The sequence below is a fragment of the Kineococcus glutinatus genome (assembly GCF_039542765.1).
Taxonomy (GTDB): domain Bacteria; phylum Actinomycetota; class Actinomycetes; order Actinomycetales; family Kineococcaceae; genus Kineococcus_A; species Kineococcus_A glutinatus.
Map to the genome: position 1 here is coordinate 1 of NZ_BAABIL010000066.1, position 2,565 is coordinate 2,565.

Annotated in this window: 2 protein-coding genes; one reads left to right on the top strand and one right to left on the bottom strand. The window is 75.8% G+C overall.

Going from position 1 to position 2,565, the window contains the following annotated elements; all coding sequences use genetic code 11:
• On the bottom strand, window positions 1–974 hold a 974-nt coding region (locus tag ABEB16_RS03480), incomplete at its 3' end, for a glucose-6-phosphate dehydrogenase (protein WP_345710880.1).
• Window positions 975–1,304: 330 nt separating this feature from the next.
• Here ABEB16_RS03480 and ABEB16_RS03485 point away from each other — a divergent pair.
• Window positions 1,305–2,565: chorismate-binding protein (locus ABEB16_RS03485; RefSeq protein WP_345710881.1), on the top strand; the 1,261-nt coding region annotated here is incomplete at its 3' end.

Consider the following 2,565-nt stretch of genomic DNA (forward strand, 5'->3'; position numbering starts at 1 on the left):
CGCAGCAGGAACGGCACGCCCCGCCAGCGGTCGTTGTCGATCCACAGCCGCACCGCCGCGAGCGTGTCGGTCGTGGAGCCGTCGGCGACGCCGTCGATGTCGCGGTAGCCCTCGAACTGCCCCAGCACCACCTCGGCCGGGTCCACCTCGCGGACGTCGGCGAGGACCGCGTCGCGCGCCGCGCGCACGGCGTCCGGCGACAGGTCCGCGGGCGGCTCCATCGCGACGGTCGCCGCGAGCTGGAAGAGGTGGGTGACGATCATGTCGAGGAAGGCGCCGGTGGCGTCGTAGAAGTCCGCCCGGTACGCCACGTCGAGGGTCTCGGCGATGTCGATCTGCACCTGCTCGACGTGCTCGCGGCTCCACACCGCCGACAGCAGCGTGTTGGCGAAGCGGGCGCTGATGAGCTGGCGGGCGGCCTCGAAGGCGAGGAAGTGGTCGATGCGGAAGACCTGCTCCTCGTCGAAGACGCGCTGCACCTGCTCGTCGAGCTCCTCGAAGCTGGCCAGGTCGGTGCCGTAGGGCTTCTCGTAGACGATGCGGCAGCCCTCGGCGAGGCCGTGGGCGTCGATGGCCTTCGTCAGCCCGAGGAACGCCCCCGGCGGCACGGCGAGGTAGTGCACGAGCCGCGCGTCGCCGCCGAGCGCCTCGCGGGCCTCGGCCACGGCGCCGGGCAGGCCGCCGGCGTCCTCGGCGGAGAAGCCGCCACCGGCGAAGGACAGCCGGGAGGCGAACTCCTCCCAGGGCCCCTCGTCCGGCTGCGGGCCGAACTCCTCCAGGGCCTCGCGGACGAAACCGCGGTACCAGCCGGAGTCGCCGTCGCCGCGGGAGGTGCCCACCAGCCGCCAGCGCTCGGGCAGCAGGTCGCGGCGGGCCAGCTCGAAGAAGGCCGGCAGCACGAGGCGGCGCGCGAGGTCGCCGGTCGCGCCGTACATCACGAACACGGTCGCCTGGGTGTCCTGCTGCTGGCTCACGACTCACCTCGTCGGGTCGGCTTCCGGAAGTCTTGCGGACGCTTCGCGTCCCCGGGCGAGACGCTAGCCGCCCACCGGTCCCTTCGCGCACCGGTCCCCGGATCCCGGGCGGCCGCTGACCGCCCGCCCCACCGGGCGCTACGCTGCCGGTCGTGACCACCCCGGCGGCCCCCGACGCGGCGCACCGCGCCGCGCACGGCCGTGCGTGGTGGTGGGGACCTCCGGCGGCAGCCTGACTCCCCTCCCCAGGGACGCCGCCCCCGCGAGGTGGTGGCCCTCCCGGTCCTCCTCGCGGCGGCGTCCGCCGACCCGCACCGCCGAGGAGACCCGATGAGCACCCCACCCGCCGACAGCCCCCGCGCCGTCGTGCAGCGCCTGCTGGCCGGCACCGCCCCCTTCGCGCTGCTGCGCCGCCTGGACCCCGCCACCGGTTCCCCCGGCCCCGTGGAGGTGCTCACCGGTCCCGTCAGCACCGTCGACCGCCTCGCCGACGTCCCGCTGCCCACCGGCGCACCCGCCGGCGGACCGCGCCGCGACGCGCTGGCGCTGGTGCCGTTCCGGCAGATCGCCGAGCGCGGTTTCGACGTCCACGACGACGGCACCCCGCTGCGGGTGCTGCGCGTCGAGGAGGCCGTGGAGCTGGCCGACCTGGAGGAGGTGCTCTCCGCGCTGCCCGACGACGACGTCGACCTGCGCGACGTCGCGCCCGACCTCGACGACGACGCCTACGCCGACGTGGTGCGCCGCATCCTGGAGCAGGAGATCGCCGAGGGCACCGGCGCGAACTTCGTCATCCGCCGCGACGTCGACGCCCGCATCGAGGGTTTCGGCCCGCGCACCGCGCTGAGCCTGTTCCGCCGGCTGCTCGTCGCCGAGACGGGGGCGTACTGGACGTTCGTCGTGCACGTGCCCGCCGGCGCCGACCCCGCCGGCGGCACGGCGGCGCGCACCCTCGTCGGCGCCAGCCCCGAGGTGCACGTGCGGATGGCGCGCGGGGAGGTCGTGATGAACCCCATCTCCGGCACGTACCGCTACCCGGCGGCCGGCCCCGACCCGCAGGGCCTCGTGGAGTTCCTCACCGACCCCAAGGAGGTCGAGGAGCTGTTCATGGTGGTCGACGAGGAGCTGAAGATGATGTGCTCCGTCGGCGACCTCGGCGGCACCGTCCACGGCCCCTACCTGCGGGAGATGGCGCACCTGGCGCACACCGAGTTCGAGCTGCGCGGGCGCAGCACGCTGGACGCGCGGGAGGTGCTGCGGCAGACCATGTTCGCCGCGACGGTCACCGGCAGCCCGGTGCAGAGCGCCTGCCGGGTGATCCGCCGCTTCGAGCCGTCCGGGCGCGCCTACTACGCCGGCGCACTGGCGCTGCTGGGCCGCGACGGCGAGGGCGGGCAGACGCTGGACTCCCCCATCCTCATCCGCACCGCCGACGTGCGCGAGGACGGCGGGGGCGCGGCGCGGGTGCGGGTGTCGGTCGGCGCGACCCTGGTGCGCGGCTCCGACCCCCGCGGGGAGGTCGCCGAGACCCACGCCAAGGCCGCCGGGGTGCCGCGGGCGGACGGCGCGCTGCCGCCGGCCGCGGCCGCCG